This window comes from Flectobacillus rivi, assembly GCF_030056655.1.
GTDB classification, from domain to species: Bacteria; Bacteroidota; Bacteroidia; order Cytophagales; family Spirosomataceae; genus Flectobacillus; species Flectobacillus rivi.
Map to the genome: position 1 here is coordinate 237531 of NZ_JASHIE010000008.1, position 17013 is coordinate 254543.

General features: G+C 36.9%; 14 protein-coding genes. 6 read left to right on the forward strand and 8 right to left on the reverse strand.

Translation table 11 applies throughout. The features are described 5' to 3' along the window. The first annotated feature begins 311 nt into the window (after positions 1 to 311). Positions 312 to 1766: a rubredoxin gene (locus tag QM481_RS12560; protein ID WP_283382011.1), complete on the forward strand. Its 1455-nt coding sequence runs from the start codon at positions 312 to 314 to the stop codon at positions 1764 to 1766. A 167-nt stretch (positions 1767 to 1933) separates the two neighbouring features. Here QM481_RS12560 and QM481_RS12565 read toward each other — a convergent pair whose 3' ends face one another. The 3 genes from QM481_RS12565 to QM481_RS12575 form a co-directional block, all read right to left on the reverse strand. Then, entirely contained in the window at positions 1934 to 2407 is a 474-nt protein-coding gene (locus QM481_RS12565) for a hypothetical protein (protein WP_283382012.1), read from the reverse strand. A 170-nt stretch (positions 2408 to 2577) separates the two neighbouring features. Next, positions 2578 to 3141, reverse strand: coding sequence for an RNA polymerase sigma factor (locus QM481_RS12570; RefSeq protein ID WP_283382013.1), 564 nt, complete (start codon positions 3139 to 3141; stop codon positions 2578 to 2580). Between the two features lie 310 nt (positions 3142 to 3451). Further along, positions 3452 to 4960 (reverse strand): S41 family peptidase, encoded by a 1509-nt coding sequence (locus tag QM481_RS12575; RefSeq protein ID WP_283382014.1) that lies wholly within the window; start codon positions 4958 to 4960, stop codon positions 3452 to 3454. A 394-nt stretch (positions 4961 to 5354) separates the two neighbouring features. Between QM481_RS12575 and QM481_RS12580 the strand changes: the two genes are divergently transcribed. From QM481_RS12580 to QM481_RS12590, 3 genes are all read left to right on the forward strand, one after another. Further along, entirely contained in the window at positions 5355 to 6599 is a 1245-nt protein-coding gene (locus QM481_RS12580; RefSeq protein ID WP_166549625.1) for an MFS transporter, read from the forward strand. Between the two features lie 381 nt (positions 6600 to 6980). Beyond that, positions 6981 to 7964 carry a ribonucleoside-diphosphate reductase small subunit gene (locus QM481_RS12585; RefSeq protein WP_283382015.1) on the forward strand — a complete coding sequence of 328 codons (984 nt, stop codon included), beginning with the start codon at positions 6981 to 6983 and terminating at the stop codon, positions 7962 to 7964. A gap of 530 nt (positions 7965 to 8494) precedes the next feature. Then, positions 8495 to 9265, forward strand: a complete 771-nt coding sequence (locus QM481_RS12590) for an NUDIX hydrolase (RefSeq protein ID WP_283382016.1) — start codon at positions 8495 to 8497, stop codon at positions 9263 to 9265. 167 nt (positions 9266 to 9432) lie between these two features. On the opposite strand, the gene moaD is transcribed toward QM481_RS12590, so the two are convergent. Beyond that, positions 9433 to 9675: a molybdopterin converting factor subunit 1 gene (moaD, locus tag QM481_RS12595; protein ID WP_166549622.1), complete on the reverse strand. Its 243-nt coding sequence runs from the start codon at positions 9673 to 9675 to the stop codon at positions 9433 to 9435. A gap of 239 nt (positions 9676 to 9914) precedes the next feature. Between moaD and moaA the strand changes: the two genes are divergently transcribed. Both moaA and QM481_RS12605 read left to right on the forward strand, forming a co-directional pair. Continuing rightward, positions 9915 to 10898, forward strand: a complete 984-nt coding sequence (gene moaA, locus QM481_RS12600) for a GTP 3',8-cyclase MoaA (protein WP_283382053.1) — start codon at positions 9915 to 9917, stop codon at positions 10896 to 10898. 94 nt (positions 10899 to 10992) lie between these two features. Then, positions 10993 to 11973 (forward strand): bifunctional heptose 7-phosphate kinase/heptose 1-phosphate adenyltransferase, encoded by a 981-nt coding sequence (locus QM481_RS12605; RefSeq protein ID WP_283329040.1) that lies wholly within the window; start codon positions 10993 to 10995, stop codon positions 11971 to 11973. Positions 11974 to 12244: 271 nt separating this feature from the next. On the opposite strand, the gene QM481_RS12610 is transcribed toward QM481_RS12605, so the two are convergent. The 4 genes from QM481_RS12610 to QM481_RS12625 all read right to left on the reverse strand — a co-directional run bounded on the left by QM481_RS12610 (position 12245) and on the right by QM481_RS12625 (position 17002). Continuing rightward, entirely contained in the window at positions 12245 to 12565 is a 321-nt protein-coding gene (locus tag QM481_RS12610) for a hypothetical protein (RefSeq protein ID WP_166549620.1), read from the reverse strand. 382 nt (positions 12566 to 12947) lie between these two features. After that, on the reverse strand, positions 12948 to 13331 hold the full coding sequence (locus tag QM481_RS12615; RefSeq protein WP_095166920.1) for a RidA family protein: 384 nt from the start codon (positions 13329 to 13331) through the stop codon (positions 12948 to 12950). Between the two features lie 128 nt (positions 13332 to 13459). Continuing rightward, positions 13460 to 13708: an acyl carrier protein gene (locus tag QM481_RS12620; protein WP_095166922.1), complete on the reverse strand. Its 249-nt coding sequence runs from the start codon at positions 13706 to 13708 to the stop codon at positions 13460 to 13462. 225 nt (positions 13709 to 13933) lie between these two features. Continuing rightward, a complete protein-coding gene (locus tag QM481_RS12625) occupies positions 13934 to 17002 on the reverse strand; it encodes an efflux RND transporter permease subunit (RefSeq protein WP_166549619.1) in 3069 nt (1022 codons plus the stop codon). Positions 17003 to 17013 lie beyond the last annotated feature (11 nt).

A 17013-nucleotide genomic window follows, 5' to 3' on the forward strand; every position in this document is an offset into this window, starting at 1 on the left:
AAATTTCTTAGAAAAGTCATATCTACTAAAAAAGGTTCATTTTTGAGAAAATTTCTTAAATGCTATCCTGTTTTGGACTGTCTAAAACTAAGAAACTGTACTTGTGTCATTTGTTTGACGATTTAAAGTTATAATCTTATTTTCGAATAGCAATGGATTAGGGTAAAAAATTTGAACAAAATCAAGAAAGTTCTTCTAAATAAAATTATATTTCTCAAAAAAGTTATATTTTAAGAAATGCAATTATACTTTATATTGGAAAAGTGATATAGAGTTGATTATCAAATTGTTAAGTATAAATTACTAAAATCATGCGAGACTACTCTTTAGTTAAAATAAATCTGACTGGTGGCATTGCTTCACCAGGGATGCTCGAAGGAATTCTTTTGATGGCACAAAAAGCAGGTGTTAAAGAAGTAAGTATCGGTGCTCGTCAGCAATTATTGATGTGGGTAAAGGCTGATACTCAGCGTGGTTCGGGCTTACCTAGCCTACGTGAAAGCCTCGAAGCAATGCAAATTGATTTTGAAATTGATACCCATCAATACCCCAACATTATTTCGTCTTATTGTGCCCAAGAGGTGTTCCAAACGGGACAATGGCTATCGGAAGGTATTTATCGTGACGTATTAGATGGTTTTGATTTTCAACCTCAACTCAAAATCAATATATCAGACTATCAACAGTCATTCACGCCCTTTTTTACGGGAAACTTAAACTTTATTGCCTCATCGATTCCGAACTTTTGGTATTTATATATTCGTCAAAAGCAATCCAATACTATTTTTAGGTTTCCCTTATTGATTTATACACTCGAAATCTCTAAAGTTTCAAAACGATTAGAGGGTATTCTGCTATCAGGAACTGATTTATCAGAAGAGGAAATTTATGAAAAAATGATTGCCCAAGGCGAAATCATTTCACAGCTTGTACAGGAAGATTTAGTGCTACCGCAATTTATGCTGCCTTATTACGAAGGTTTCAATCGTTATGGCAACAAAACTTGGTTAGGTATCTATCGTCGTCATGAGACTTTTGAGGTGGCTTTTTTATTAGATGTTTGTAAAATCTGTTTAGATACCAAAGTGGGACAAATTTGTACAACTCCTTGGAAATCGCTTATTATTAAAGGTATAGAAAACCAAGATAGAGCATCGTGGGACAAACTCTTAGGAAAATATGGTATCAACGTGCGTCATGCAGCCAATGAGCTGAATTGGCAAGTAGAAGATCATTGTCGAGAAGGATTAGCACTCAAAAACACCATTATCCGTGAATTCGACCAAGAGGATATTCGTACATTTGGTTTGTGTTTTGCCATTCAGACTCGCTCAAAGTCAGAAGTATTTGGTTCGGTAGTAATCAAAAAACGAAAAATACTGGCAGGGTTAACACAAGTATATGATGTGTATCATACGGTAGACTTCAATCCAAATTCCCGTCAATTGGTTTTATTTGAAAAAGGACTTCATAAAACACATATTGCCGAAATTCTTCAACGACTTACCAAACGATACTATCATAGAAGTACCGCTTCGATCACAGAAAAGCCTGCACAACCTCAAGCGAACTCCACAAGTACGCATCAGGTGCATCAATGCAAGGTATGTATGACCATTTATGACGAAAAATTGGGCGATAGTCAGCAAGGAATCAAGGCAGGAACGAAGTTTGAAGAATTGCCAGATAATTATTGCTGCCCTGTTTGTGATTCAGAAAAGGAAAATTTTGAAGTAAAAACGGTAGAAACAACTTATCAGTTGTGAGTTAGTCGTGTACGAAGGATTATAAAACTATTTATTTCGGATATCGGATTTCGGAAGTGTAATCTTCTATATTTTGCAGAAAATAAAGGTATTTTACCTTATTTCCGAAATCAGAAATCCCAAATCTAAAATTGTTTAAAATCCTTCGTACAGCACTAATACTTACCTTACATTCTAAAATAAGGTTTAAACACCTTTTTGTCGAGAATAAATACCGCAAGCAAAGCATTAGCCATTAACATAAAGTTGATAAGCTCTTTTTGATGTATCATATTAGTAAGTACACTAAAATCTAAAGGTACTTTTACTGACTGCACCGAAGGCATTCCCGAACTCAAAGCAACCACCAGGACAATCAAAGCACACATCACTGCCAAGAAGTATAGATGCAAATGGCTTTTAGGTTTTAGTACTACTTCAGGCTCTTGAGCAAGCTCCCATTGATCTATTAATTTATCCGTAAAGTTTACTGCTGTTTTCTCCATCGGCAAATCCCCCAACAGGGCATGCGTAGCAGCATATTCCTTAAATAGCAATTGGTATTCTTCGTCCTCTTGCAACAGACGCTCATGCCTTTGCAAAAGCTCCTCAGAGGCGATACCATCGAGGATGTCAAATATTTCTTCGTCTGTGATATTCATTGTATTAAAATTGAAGCTGTTAAACTTTTTCGTCTCAGGTGAATAAATTCACCCACTAAGTGGAATTGTTGGTCAAGACCTAATCATATTATAAACTTTAGTTTAGCTCTCAACAAAGTATTTTCTACCTATTTTATCATTAAGCTCCTAGCCGACTGCTCAAAGCCAAGTTAATATACCAAACTGTGTAACTCATTGCCCAATAGTCGTTTCATCTCTTCAGCCAAACGCTTTCGGGCACGACAAAGTTTAACTTTTGCCGTATCAGCACTAATCCCAACGATTTGGGCGATTTCTTCTAAACTCTGTTCTTTTAAATAAAACAAGGTAATCATCGTTACGTCGTCGGGCGAAAGATGATTGAGTGCCGTTTGAATATATCTTTTCTGTTCAGCACTTTTCATTCCATCTGAAGTATCCGCTGAAGCTGCTTGCGCCGATTGAGAAGCCTCAATGTCGTCGGTTTGTATGCGATTTTTGCGTTTAAACATCAAAGCTGTATTAAACACAATTCTGTAAAACCATGTCGTAAATTTAGATTCCTTATTGAACTGTGGCAATGCCTGAAATGCCTGAATAAAGGCATCCTGAGCCACCTCTTCAGCATCTTCGCGTGTACCCACGATTTTGTAGGCTACCGTAAAGGCATAATCCTTATGACGATTTGCCAAATCCCGATACCCAGCTTTATCGCCTGCCAAGATTCTTTCAATAATAGATATGTCTGATTCCAACGTTTTCACGGCAATAGGATGCAAGTTGGTTTAGAAAGGTTACAGGAATTTACTCTTTTTTTCAAAAAAATAAAAAGAGATGCAATAAGGTAATTGAATTTTACCCGTAGAGACGCAATGCTTTGCGTCTAAAGAAGTGTCATTCTGAAATTTAGTATCAAAAAAGGCGTTCGAAAAATTAATTTCGAACGCCTTTTTTGATATTCCTATGCTACATCTGGCTCGGCTTAAGACGCAAAGCATTTTGTCACTACTGATAGAATACAATTTTTAATATAATCACCTATTCTCTCATTTTCAAATCAAACAATCAATGCCCTAATTTACTAATCTCGGCACTTCGAATGAGTTCGTAGGTTTTTTCTAGTTCCAAATCAGCCTTATTAAGTCTTTCTTGGATAGTGTATTCAACATTGACATTGGGTATTACTCCACGACCAATATTGGGAGCTTTAACCGCTGTTGTAATTCTAAAATGTGGAAACTGCAAACGTAGTTTAGTAGCAGGTAAAACAACCGTAGAAATGATACCTCCATTGCAACCAGCTTCGCCCCCACCCGTCTCACGACCCACTAAGGTTGATTTACGCTGTTCTTTCAAACTTGCCACAAAACTCGATGCAGCTGAAAAAGTTTGTTCACCAATCAAGATATATAAGTTGCCTTTAAAACGGTATTGTTCGTAAGGCTTATGTTTTCCAACCGACGGGACATTCAAGCAGTAAGTCCCTTCACCACACTTTTTAACGATTCTTTCCGAAAAAGCACGACTAGCATCTTGTTCTTCTACATCATTATTAAGTATAAAAGATGGAATCATCACGGGCGCCTCCGCATGTGAGGTTAGCACAAAAGTACTATCCATCAAATACTTCATCAGGTCAAGGGCAATTTCATGATTTCCTCCTGAATTTTGGCGTAAATCAATGATAAGGTTCGCAGCGTGATTTTGTTCTATTTCTTGGAAAAACCTTTCGTGAGTCATCAAAAACGACTCATAGTCATCATAGGAAAAACTAGAAATACGCAACAGAGCCGTTGATGCAACTTCTTTCGGGAAACTTAAGCCACGCAAACGAGTCAAACGACGTTGTGTTTCGTCCTCCTTAGATAACCGAGGCGGTCTATTGCCAGTAGGAACTCTTGGTTTAAATTCTAGTATCTGTGATTTTACTTCTCCTTGTACATTTTTGATGGAAAATTGATATTTTTCTTTTCCTCCAAAAACACTCAAATAGTATTCGTCAAAAAAACCAGCCTCTAGTGTAGCATCCTTAAAAGCTTCGCCGTAGCCATCAGCAGGCAAATATTTTCTTAATGTTCGAAGAATTTTACCAGCAGTATTTCCTTCTATTTCCAACACCTCCGAACCAAGTACTAGCGAGGCATCATTGCTTTCATTGCGAGCAATAAAAAGACGGTCGCCTTGGATAAAAAAGCCAAGCGGAAGCACGAAACTACGATTTTTGGCACGCTCCCATTTGCGAGTTTCGGGCGAAAAACGCAAGTCTGTATGTCCACAACGAATTTTAGCGACCAAAGGCTTGAGCAATAACCCAAAGTCCTTTTCGGTCATTTCATCAGCTATCTTTTTATAGGCATCTTCAAAAGCTATGTTCATAGATTCTTTTGAAGTGTACCAATTAACACCTGGATGCTCTTGTTCTAAAATACTTCTCAAATATCTAAAATCTGCTCTCAACTCTACCTTCGAGAACTTTCGCTCATAGCTGATCGGCGAAGCAGCACCTTGTCCTTTTACATCCTGTGACCAACAGAATAACGTAACAGACAGTATAACAACACATAACAACCTCATGCTCTGACGTGGACAAAAAATTAAGAAAAAAACAGAAAATTATATACTCAGCAATATAAAAGGCAAAATTACTCATAATATTACCAAATAGAAGAAAAACCAAATGAATTCGCCTATAGACCAGCGCTAAATCTAGCAAGTGGCATGTTGTATTAATAACTTTTTCGGCAAACTACAAAAAATCAAATTGTTAGGGTAGATTTCTTCTCTTTTCTACCTTACCTTTTACATCTTAGCATCGAGAATAGTTCATTGAGAATAACGATATTCTTTTTTATTACGCTATCTCTTTGTGTACATATTCACTTACTTATCTGGTTTTTCGGTTCTCATTTGGGGGAGATTTCGGTAAATTGCATTTCTATTAATTATGGAATAAACTTTAAACATATAGATGAAAAAACGTTATCAAGTATTACTCGTACTATCAATTCTTTCCACTGTTACCTTTCTCGACCGCATTGCTATCTCTACAGCAGGCGAACGTATTTCAAAAGATTTGGGGCTAAGTCCTGTCCAATGGGGCTGGGTATTGGGGATGTTTACCCTTGCCTATGGACTTTTTGAAATTCCCACAGGATTATTGGGTGACCGACTCGGTGCCAAACGCCTTCTTATTCGAGTAGTATTGTGGTGGTCATTTTTTACAGTACTCACAGGCTTTTCGACAGGTTTTGTCATGCTTCTTGCAGTACGATTCTTATTTGGTATTGGCGAAGCTGGAGCATATCCCAATATTTCGATAGCTTTGAGCAAGTGGTTACCAGCCTTCGAAAGAGGAAAAGGGCAAGCACTTATTTGGGCAGCGTCAAGAATTGGTGCAGGTCTGACTCCTATTTTAGTCATTCCTATTCAACAAAAGTATGGCTGGCAAATGTCCTTCTATATCCTCGGAGGAGTTGGTTTACTTTGGGTAATTTTTTGGATTTTCTGGTACAAAGAAGAGCCTTCCGAAGCTAAGGATATTTCGAAGGAAGAATTGAATTTTATCTTAGAAAATAGACAACTAAGCGACCACTCTCCGAAACAATCGGTATGGAAAATACTTAACCATCCTAACCTTTGGATTCTCTTTTTGATGTATTACTGTTATGCTGCAGGCGCTTATTTTTTCCAAAGTTGGATGCCTAAATATCTCCAACAAGGCCGTGGAATCTCGGAAGAAAATATGAAATTTATGGCTTCTGCTCCTTTTATTTTGGGAGCTGTCGGATGTTTTTTAGGGGGAATTTTGAGTGATTACACTGTCAAAAAATATGGCAAAAAATGGGGTCGTCGCATTGTCCCAATGATTGGGCTTGGTCTTTCAGGTATCTGTCTCATTACGGCATCACTCAGTCAAAATGATACTTTGGCAGTTGTACTTTTGTCGTTAGGGCTTGCCACCATGGACGTCAACGCACCAGTAGCATGGGCAGTAGCCATGGATATAGGAGGCAAACAAAGCGGGACCGTTTCGGGGGCTATGAACTCAGCAGGTTTGATTGGAGCCTATATCAATACTGTATCTTTTGGGTATCTGGCAACGACTTTCGGGTACTACTTTCCTGTACTTATGATTGGCGGTTTATTGATACTTGGATCTATACTTTGGCTAAAAATTGATGCTACTCACCAAGTATCCGTTCAATCAGAATAGTCAAAAAAAATATCGCTAAAACTTTCGTTTCAAATATTTAAAAATCAAATAGTTACAACCAAACGAATGTTTAATTTCAAAAAAACATGATAAAAAACAACTGCATTTTCTGCCAAACTATCCCTATCTTTGGAAAGAATTTCGGAAGAACAAGAAACAATTTTAGCTAACAAATTGTAGTCTCAAAGGAATATATTTTCACTATCGAGACTAAAGAGATAGGTAAAAAAATAGCAAAGTTTATTTTTGTCAACTTTAATGATTCCTAAGCCAAAAACGTTTAAATTTATCCTAGGCAAGCGCGCTTTAAAATTATGCCTTAGGCCCAAATTTGAATAATCCCTTTATTTTTAGATAACTAGCAACTTATACCATACGACCATGTCACAGGCAGCAATTATTGAACCCTTACTTCAAGAAGACCCAAACCGTTTTGTGTTATTTCCCATTAAACACAATGACATTTGGCAATTTTATAAAAAAGCGGAAGCTTCTTTCTGGACAGCTGAAGAAATTGACCTTTCTCAAGACCTAAATGACTGGGAAAACAAGCTTACAGCCGATGAAAAGCACTTCATTTCGCATGTATTGGCCTTCTTTGCGGCATCGGATGGTATCGTAAACGAAAACCTCGCTGTTAACTTCCTTTCGGAGGTTCAATATGCAGAGGCTAAATGTTTCTATGGTTTCCAAGTAATGATGGAAAATATCCACTCAGAAACATACTCTTTGTTGATTGATACTTATATTAAAAATCCTATTGAAAAAGACCGTATGCTTCGTGCCATCGAAACTATCGATTGCGTTCAGAAAAAAGCAGAATGGGCTTTGCGTTGGATTGGCAGTGAAAATTTTGTAGAACGTTTGATTGCTTTTGCAGCAGTAGAGGGTATTTTCTTCTCAGGTAGTTTCTGTTCTATCTTCTGGCTGAAAAAACGTGGTTTGATGCCTGGTCTTTCATTCTCAAACGAGCTTATTTCTCGCGACGAAGGTTTACACTGCGATTTTGCGTGTTTGCTTTACGCAGACCATATCAAGAATCAGTTACCACAATCAAGAGTGACTGCCATCATTACAGATGCAGTAACAATCGAAAAAGAATTTGTAACAGATTCTCTTCCTGTATCATTAATTGGTATGAACGCCAATTTAATGTGCCAGTATATCGAGTTTGTAGCTGACCGTTTGCTAGTTGCTTTGGGTTGTCCAAAAGTTTACAACGCAACAAACCCATTCGATTTCATGGAAATGATTTCGTTACAAGGCAAAACAAACTTCTTCGAAAAACGTGTAGCTGAATATCAAAAAGCGGGTGTAATGTCAGAGAAAGAAACGATGTCTTTCTCTCTTGATGAAGATTTCTAGACAATAAGTAATAATCATAAAAGAAAACGGCTCGTAGCAGTATTTGCTACGAGCCGTTTTCTTTTATGATAGAGTAAATACCCTGTGTCTATTTTAAGTTGTACTGAGTTTGTTTTCGGAAAAAACCCCACCACGTCTCAACAGCTACTAGTGGGGTATGTATTAATATAAATTGGATAGATAATGTGACAAGCTTTTAACTAAAGATTTTGTGTATTTGGCTTTTTTCAGTAATTTTTAATCCGATTATTTACCAAAAACTATCTTTTCATTACAGTTCAATCAGCTTTTGTTTAAAGCTCAACATTGAAACATTGTGTTTAACTTTCATCCTTTTACACCACAATTTAAAATCCATTCGAAATAGACAGAATTGTAAAGCTTTCTTCAAATGAGAATGCAAACTCGTCAGTTATTCGCCTAGCTGAAATGGTTAGATGATACATGATTTATTGTATCACAACGATACAATATTAATTGTTTTGTTTTAATATTACAATTCTTTTTTAAATTTGAACAAAATTTATTTTATGGAACATACAACAGAATATAAAGACCTCGTCAACCAAAACCAAGATTTCTTACCAGGCATCTCGATTGACTGTGTAATATTTGGTTTTCATGAAAATCAATTGAAGGTTTTATTAATCAAATTTGGCAATACTCAAATATATTCTCTTCCTGGAGGATTTATCTATAAAGAAGAAAGCTTAGATGAAGCTGCTAATCGTATTTTAGATCACCGTACGGGCATTGAAGATACCTATTTAGAGCAATTTTATATTTTTGGCGACCCCAAACGTGTTAATCCAGAGGAACATAGGTGGATTATGCAAAAAAATGGCATTGATTTACCTAGTGACCACTTTTTGTTTAATCGACACATTACGGTAGGTTATTATGCTCTTGTAGATTTCACTAAGATTCAACCACACTCATATTTAAATCATGAAGAAAGTGGCTGGTTTGACATTTATGACTTACCAGAAACAATCGCTTTCGACCATCGTGATATTCTTACCAAAGCACTCAATTCACTTCGATTGCTACTGGATCACAAATTGGCAGTATTCAACCTGATGCCCGAAACTTTTACTATGGGTGAATTACAAAGCCTTTATGAAACGATTTTAAATAAAAAATTACTGAGAGCTAACTTCCAACGTAAAATGTTGAGTTTGGGAATACTAGAAAGACTAGATAAAAAATGGGGAGGTGGAGCCCATAAGGCGCCGTATTTGTATAGATTTGATTCTCAAAAAGCAGAAGCTAACAAGTTTTCTAACCAGTTTGAGGAATAAATAAAAGGTAATCATCCAGCCATGGACTAAGCCTTCGATAGTCGTATATAAAGTTAGAATTTTGATTTCGGAAAATAATGCTGAACATTTCTGATAAATCCGAAATCAAAAATCTCAAATCTGCCATCGAGGCATTTGCTCATGCTCTACTGATTTTAGTGCATAAACTACCCTCCACTCACGGGTGGAATTAGCGCAATTTCGTCTCTTTCTGATAATACTAAATCCTGTTCGGCATATTCGTTGTTTACTGCCAGCAATAGCGAGCGAATAGCTGCCAACTGAGGATATTCTGCTCTTAGCAAAGTCAATAAACCATCGGTTGTGAGGGTATCTGATACCTCCAAAGTCGTCGAGCTATTGCCAACAATTTCTTTGGTGATTCCAAACAAAGCAATTGTATATTTCATTAGGTTAAATTTTTGATTCTAGGATTCAATAGTATATTTGTTTTTATTGCTTGCCGATATACCATTAGCGATAAATATAGGCGTTAGTTTTTGAACAATTTTTCCTATATTTTGATTGCTAATATAACGAAGTAAATCTATAATTTGAGGACTTCAAATGGAGATTTACCCAAAATACTACTATATCATTCGTATCTGTGACAACTAATCCATCCATAACAACTCCCGATAATCGTCCAGTGATTTATGACAATCACGGTCGACCGATTACTTATTTGAGGCTGGCTGTCACTGACCGATGCAATTTGCGTTGCTTTTATTGCATGCCCGAAGAAGGCATCAAGTATCTTCATAAATCCAAATTGCTTAGTTACGAAGAAATGCTTCGTATAGTTAGCGTATTAGCCGAATTGGGAGTACACAAAGTACGTATTACAGGTGGAGAACCCTTTGTACGTAATAATCTTATCGATTTTTTGTATCGCCTCGCCGACATTCACGGAATCGATGAGCTGAATATTACTACCAATGGCATTTTGACGGGACAGTATCTCAAACAGATGAAAGAAATTGGGATTCGTTCTGTCAATTTGAGTTTGGATACTTTGGATTCGCAACGTTTTTTTGAAATTACCCGTCGTGACGAATTTTCGAAGGTATATCAAACGCTTTTTGATTTATTAGACGCAGGTTTTGAAGTCAAAATCAATGCTGTAGTAATGGATGGGAAAAATACAGATGATATTTTACCTTTAGTCGCCCTAACCGAGCACTACCCTGTGGCAGTTCGCTTTATAGAGGAAATGCCTTTTAATGGAGAAGGCTCGCATTATCCTGTGCTTCATTGGAATATCAATCGAATTTTGGATACCATACGTGCAGCATATCCGAGTTTAAGTAAAATCAAAGATGCTCCACATTCTACTTCGTATAACTACCATGTCCCAGGTTTCAAGGGCAATATTGGCGTTATTGCAGCGTTTTCAAGAACCTTCTGTGGAACTTGCAATCGTATCAGAATGACTGCACAAGGCGAATTAAAAACCTGCTTGTATGATGAAGGCGTACTAAGTATTCGAGATTTGATTCGTTCGGGAATTAGCAACGAAGAGTTGAAAGGCATTTTTATCAATACTTTTCAACAAAGAGCCAAAGATGGCTTCGAAGCCGAGAGTCGCAGAACAAAGCTTGTTACTGAATCCATGACAACCATTGGAGGATAATCCATAAAAATCTTAATTTTGCAATTCATTTAATCCCCTGTCAACCCAATAATATTTTGGACTGGGCTGACAGGGGACATATTTTATATAGACGATGACAATTGAGCAAATTTTTGAAGGTTTCAATCAACTAAAAGTTCTTATCATAGGCGATTTGATGATTGATGCTTATACCTGGGGTAAAGTAGAACGTATCTCTCCTGAAGCTCCAGTACCAGTAGTAAATGTAAAACAAAGAGAAATGCGTTTGGGTGGTGCTGGCAATGTAGTGATGAACGTTCAGGCACTTGGCGCTAAAGCTATTATTTGTTCGGTCATCGGAAAAGATTCGTATGGCAATGCCCTATTGGATTTATTAGCAGAAAAAGAGTTATCTACCGAAGGTATTCTACAGTCTGAAGAGCGCATTACTACGGTAAAAGAACGAATTATCGCAGGCACACAGCAGATTGTTCGTGTAGATACCGAAACTGATAAATTGATTTCTGAAAATGAACGCACTTTGCTCTTAGACAAAATCAAAGCTTTGGCATTAGATGCGCAAGTGATTATTTTTGAAGATTATGACAAAGGCGTTTTATCAAAAGAACTCATTGCCGAAGTAATTGATTTTGCCCAAGAACACCATATTCCAACTGTGGTAGACCCCAAGAAACGTAACTTTCTAAACTACCAAAATGCTACCTTATTCAAGCCAAACTTGAAAGAACTCAAAGAAGGTCTCAATATTCAATTTGACTCAAAAGACCCAGTTGAACTAGCAATGGCGGTCAATATGCTTATCGAAACTCTTGAAGTGAAAGGTGCCTTTGTTACACTTTCAGAACAAGGCGTATTTATCAATTTCAAAGACGAAGAAAAACATATCCCTGCCCATATTCGACAAATTGCAGACGTTTCGGGTGCAGGTGATACTGTTATTTCAATTGCAGCATGTTGCGTTGCACTCAATTTATCTCCAGAATTGGTAGCAGGTCTATCAAATTTAGGTGGTGGACTTGTATGTGAATCTGTTGGCGTTGTCCCAATCAACAAAGAAAGACTGTTGGCAGAAGCCCAACAAAACTATAATTAAGTATTAATAGGCTTTAGGCTATTAGCTCTAGGCATTAGGCAAAATGCCCCTCTTAAATTGTTAAGAGGGGCATTTTTTTAGCTAAATTTTAAGAAAATTACGCTCTGAAAATAAATTCTATATTTTTTGAAAAATAATTTAACTATTTTTCAATACGCAAACTATTTGACCTTAATAGACGTTTATCTATTATCAACCACAAAAAAGCCTTGCTACCAACATAGCAAGGCTTTTTTATTTTATATTCATTTGAGTGTTTCCGCACTGTTTTCTACTTCTTACTATCAGGCTTATCCTCTATTCCCAAAGTGCTTATTGAAGGATTGATTGTTCGGGCTGTGATTACAATTTTAAAAATTTTATTTCCTGCAAAGCTAAATTCTGCAACGTATTTTCCTTTTGCTTTTAGATTCCGATACACGGCAGTATAATTCATTTTACTTTCCCAACCATGCACAGCCAAAGCTCCCAACAAATGATCGAGGCATTTTTGAAGGTTCGAAAAATAATTTAATACAGGTTCTTTTGTTCGAACTGTATTGAGCGAGCCAATCGAGATGACAGCTACTTCGTAGATGGTTTGTTGTTTCATATTGAAACGCTATTGGTTACTTGTTAATCTGTTATTAGGAATAGATTCGTGAGGTGTCTTTTTCCTGATTTTCTCAATCTCAAAAAGCCCCTAGCGAGCTGATTTTGCTATTATTTTTTCTAATTTGAAAAAAATAAAATAAATATGAAAAATAATTTAACTATTTTTCAAGCTGTAAACTATTTTGCCTCCTCTGGCGTTTTACTAATATCAATCACAAAAAAGCCTTGTTAGTATTCCTAGCAAGGCTTTTTAATTTTTAAGGTTTTAGCCTTTATCATGGAGCTATTCCAACAAAAAAAGCCAGTGAACAAATCCACTGACTTTCTCTTCTAAGCGTATATTGGACACTTTATGATTCTTTCTTCTTACGCTAATATTTTTATTGAGCAATTGCTGTAAATTCAATTTCAACCAAATAATCTGGAGATACTAATTTAGAAATCTCATAGATACCTGTTGTTGGTTTGATTTCGCCGAAATAAGCGCCATGAGCACGAGCTATATCATCAAATTTGGTAATATCTGTTGTGAAAATACGAGTTCTCACTACATCTTTTGTTGAAACACCAGCCTCTTCTAACACTTTTGCGATACGTTCTAAGATATTCAACGTTTGTGCATAAGCATCGTCCGCTTTTACTTTTTCACCATCAACGATTGCTACAGTTCCTGATACTTCTACAATGTTTCCGATTCTTACGGCACGGCAATAGCCCATTTTGTCTTCCCACGGCGAGCCCGTTAAGATATTTTGTCTAGACATACTTAATAATTGTTTTTTGGTTACGATACAAAGATAAGATAAAAGCCGAGGGATATTTACTCAAAAAGGCATAAAAAAAGGCTCAAACTAATGTGTTTGAACCTTTAACATACCAAAAATCGTTGCCTTTACGCACGTACAGCTACTAAATTAGCTTCCATCAAAGAAGCCAATTCTTCTACAGTCTGTACTCTATCTATCTCCTGATCTGGTAATGTAATACCATACGTATTTTCTAAATAAGCTACTACTTCTAGGAACTCTAATGAGTTCATTCCCAAATCGGCATAAAAGCGTTTTTGAGGAGCTATCAACCTCGGGCTAATATAAAAATTCCGAGATAAGAACTTTGTCAATGTTTCTGTGCTGAATCTCATCGGTTTCTTGATTTATATATATTTTGACGATTGTTATGCTAGGTTAACGAGCTTTTTTGAATAATAGTGCCCGAATTTTAAGTTTTTTTTAGAAAAAATGAGAAAAATCTATAAAAATTCTTAAATATTATGCTTACAGAGTATTCTTGAACTATTTAAAGATTCCTCTCATGATTTATTAAAAAATATTAAAAACTATTTTCAGGTAATTTGCTCTTCTAAAACCTAGTTTTGTATCGTTTCTTTGACCGGAATAATTGTTGGTGGAAGTAACTTATACATAACAGGTGTAACCAAACGAGCAAGTAATGTTGAACTGATAATTCCACCTATAAGCACCAAGGCTAATGGAGAGTACAGCTCTGAATATTCGATTACTAGTGGTACTAAGCCCCCTATCGCTGTAAGTGATGTTAGCACAATAGGAACAAATCTCACTTCGCCTGCTTCTCGAATTGCCTCCTCAAGTCCAAACCCTTCCTCTCGAAGTTGGTTGGTAAAATCTACCAATAGTAAAGAGTTCTTGACTTCAATTCCCACCAGTGCGATAAAACCAATAACAGCCGTAAATGATAAAGTTTCGCCCCAAAGTAATAGCATCAAGATAGCTCCAACAATACCCAATGGAATTACTGACAATACAATCAGGGTAGATTTGAAATTGCGGAACTCCAAAATTAGGATGGCTATCATTCCGAAGACAGTTATCAAAACTATCACCCCTATTCCTCCGAAAGATTTTTCTGCATTTTCGGCCTCTCCTGCTACTCTGTACGAAAATCCTTTTGGAAACTTAAAAGCATTTAATTGCTTTATTAATTCTTGGTTTACTTGTGCTGTATTATAGCCTGATTTTAAAAAGGTCGAAACTGTCACATATCGTTCTTTGTCAAAGTGCAAAATCTGATTCTGAGAGGTTTCTAACTTAATATCCACCAATTGTTTAAGCGGAATAGCAGTCCCTAAAGCATTGTTGACATACAAACGATTAAAGACGTCTAAATCTTGTTGTACACCCGTTCTCGGAATCGACACGTTGATGTTATAACCATCTTTTTCGCCATCTTCACGATAGGTACCCACATTTAATCCTGCTATTCCTAAACGTACCACTCGGTCGATTTCGGCTGAGCTCACACTCATCAAGCCAGCTTTTTCTTTATTGACTACTACACGAATATCTGTTGGTTGGACTTTCAATGGATTATTCACATAGATAGCTCCAGGATGATTAGCTAAAATCTTCTCAATTCTGAACGCTACATTTCTCAAGGTATCCAAATTTTCTCCAAAGATTCGATAGGCAATCGGCGCTTCTAATGGTGGTCCTTGTTCAAAATCTTTTACCTCAATTTTGGCATTTGGATACACACCCATATTGCCACGCAAATCATCAATTAAAGCCTTTTTCTCAGATGTTTCCATATCTTCGAGCAAGACAAATATTTGTGCTCGGTTCTCTGACTGCCCTCTTTCTACTGTGTTGTAATAGATACGAGGATTAACACGCCCTACATTTGAAGCAAAGTTTTTAATCTCAGGTACTTTCTTCAATTTTTCCTCCACATACTTCACTACTTTGGTTGTGGCAGCCATATTCGTTCCAACTGGCGTTTCGATATTTACTAAAAACATCGGTTTTTCGGAAGTTGGGAAAAGAGAAAAACCTAAGAATAACTTAGCCATCATCATCACACCTACAAATATTCCTAGTGCCCCTGCCAAAGTTGTTTTGGGGTGTTTAAGACACCAATCCATCAAGCGCCCATAAGTAGCCGAAATGATTTTTTTCATTCCTCTCAAAATCATATTCCCTTCAGGATTATGATTTTCGGTCAATAACACTGATGATAAAAATGGTACAATCGTCAATGACACAATCATCGAAGCCAATACTGTAAACATCACAGCCATTGGTAAACTTCGAATAAATTCACCTGCTGCCTCTGGCAAGTTGGCAATTGGTAAAAAAGCAAAACACAACAATACAGTACATCCTACTACTGCTAATCCGATTTGTTTTGTAGCATCGATAGCCGCCTGCTTACGTTTGATGCCCATTCGCATGAAGCGTTCGATGTTTTCGACCACTACGATAGAGTCGTCCACCAAAATCCCCAAAGCTACAATCATCCCTACAATAGACAGCTGGTTGATGGTATAACCAAATACATTGAGTAATGTTAGACCTATCGCCAACGAGAGTGGGATTGAAATCATTACGACAATACTTGCACGTGTACCTAAAGGCAATAGCGTAATCAATACTAGCAAAATCGCGATTCCGAAATCTTTAGCAAAACGCGTAAGACGATTATCTACAGATTCGGCTTGGTCAAATACTTTTACAACATCGACACTTGGAGGAAGTTGTGCTTTGTATTTTTCAACTATTGGTTCAACTATTTTGCGAATTGCAATAATATTCTGTCCTTGCTTTTGGCATGCTGTGACAAAAACACAACGGTGACCATTGAGACTAGTAATATGTGTTTCGTCTTCGTAAGCAAATTTTACTTGAGCAATATCTTTGAGATACACGATTTTAGTACCGTTGGTGTACACAATCGTATTCTGAATTTCGTCGAGGTCGTTATATGCACCTGATGTTTTAACATTTAGTTTTTTACTAGAAACATTGATACTACCTCCAGGGATATTGACATTCTCAGATTGAATTGCTCCCAACACCTGATTGACAGGAATATGGTCATGTGCCATTTTTTCCAAATTCAATTCAACTGCTACTTTACGAGCTGGAAAACCCCATGATTTGATATTAGTCAGAGGTTTTACCTTTTCGAGTTGTTTTTCCAAATCATCTGCATATTCCTTCAGCTTGGCGTAAGGCACATTTTCACTTACGAGGGCAAACTGATAAATATTTACGTCGGTTGGTCTAAACTTTTGTACTCGAATATCCAGAATCTCAGCAGGGAGGTCTTTTCTGATGGCATTTACTTCTCGTACAACCTCCTGATATTTTTCTTCTGGATCTTGTTCAAAATCATACTCTATCTGAAATACAGCCGCTCCATCTAGTATGACCGTACTTATGCGCTGAATGTTGTCTAGCTCGTTAATTCTTTTTTCAAAAGGGTCTGCTACTAACTCTTCCATATCGTTGGGAGTAGCTCCGGGATAGATAATCGTAACGCCAAATTGGGGAGATTCAAACTCTGGGTCTTCGCCACGAGGCATGTTCAACAAGGAATATAGCCCGATTGATAATACCGCCAGAAATACCACTAAGGTAAACTGGTAATTTTTTACGGAAAATTCTGCGATTTTCATATATGATGAGT

Excerpts from the sequence above, each read along its gene's own strand:
- QM481_RS12565 (WP_283382012.1), bottom strand. The coding sequence starts at position 2,407 with ATGAATATCACAGACGAAGAAATATTTGACATCCTCGATGGTATCGCC.
- moaD (WP_166549622.1), bottom strand. The coding sequence starts at position 9,675 with ATGAAATATACAATTGCTTTGTTTGGAATCACCAAAGAAATTGTTGGC.
- QM481_RS12615 (WP_095166920.1), bottom strand. The coding sequence starts at position 13,331 with ATGTCTAGACAAAATATCTTAACGGGCTCGCCGTGGGAAGACAAAATG.
- QM481_RS12590 (WP_283382016.1), top strand. The coding sequence starts at position 8,495 with ATGGAACATACAACAGAATATAAAGACCTCGTCAACCAAAACCAAGAT.
- QM481_RS12580 (WP_166549625.1), top strand. The coding sequence starts at position 5,355 with ATGAAAAAACGTTATCAAGTATTACTCGTACTATCAATTCTTTCCACT.
- QM481_RS12610 (WP_166549620.1), bottom strand. The coding sequence starts at position 12,565 with ATGAAACAACAAACCATCTACGAAGTAGCTGTCATCTCGATTGGCTCG.
- QM481_RS12585 (WP_283382015.1), top strand. The coding sequence starts at position 6,981 with ATGTCACAGGCAGCAATTATTGAACCCTTACTTCAAGAAGACCCAAAC.
- QM481_RS12620 (WP_095166922.1), bottom strand. The coding sequence starts at position 13,708 with ATGAGATTCAGCACAGAAACATTGACAAAGTTCTTATCTCGGAATTTT.
- QM481_RS12625 (WP_166549619.1), bottom strand. The coding sequence starts at position 17,002 with ATGAAAATCGCAGAATTTTCCGTAAAAAATTACCAGTTTACCTTAGTG.
- QM481_RS12560 (WP_283382011.1), top strand. The coding sequence starts at position 312 with ATGCGAGACTACTCTTTAGTTAAAATAAATCTGACTGGTGGCATTGCT.
- QM481_RS12605 (WP_283329040.1), top strand. The coding sequence starts at position 10,993 with ATGACAATTGAGCAAATTTTTGAAGGTTTCAATCAACTAAAAGTTCTT.
- QM481_RS12575 (WP_283382014.1), bottom strand. The coding sequence starts at position 4,960 with ATGAGGTTGTTATGTGTTGTTATACTGTCTGTTACGTTATTCTGTTGG.